General features: G+C 55.2%; 1 rRNA gene. It reads left to right on the plus strand.

Annotated elements, in window-relative coordinates:
- Positions 1-421, plus strand: a 23S ribosomal RNA gene (locus D0S45_20885); the annotation flags it as partial.
- Between the last annotated feature and the right edge of the window lie 12 nt (positions 422-433).

The following is a 433-nucleotide window of genomic DNA, read 5'->3' on the forward strand; positions in this document are numbered from 1 at the left end:
TCGGCTCATCACATCCTGGGGCTGAAGTCGGTCCCAAGGGTATGGCTGTTCGCCATTTAAAGTGGTACGCGAGCTGGGTTTAGAACGTCGTGAGACAGTTCGGTCCCTATCTGCCGTGGGCGTTGGATGATTGAAGGGAGTTGCTCCTAGTACGAGAGGACCGGAGTGAACGAACCTCTGGTGTTCGGGTTGTCACGCCAGTGGCACTGCCCGGTAGCTAAGTTCGGAATCGATAACCGCTGAAAGCATCTAAGCGGGAAGCGAGCCCTGAGATGAGTCATCCCTGACCCCTTGAGGGTCCTAAAGGGCCGTTGGAGACCACAACGTTGATAGGTGGGGTGTGTAAGCGCGGCGACGTGTTGAGCTAACCCATACTAATTACCCGTGAGGCTTAACCATACAACACCCAAGAAGTGTTCTGGGCCTTGTAGCG

The sequence above is a fragment of the Marinifilum sp. JC120 genome, from assembly GCA_004923195.1.
Lineage (GTDB): Bacteria > Desulfobacterota > Desulfovibrionia > Desulfovibrionales > Desulfovibrionaceae > Maridesulfovibrio.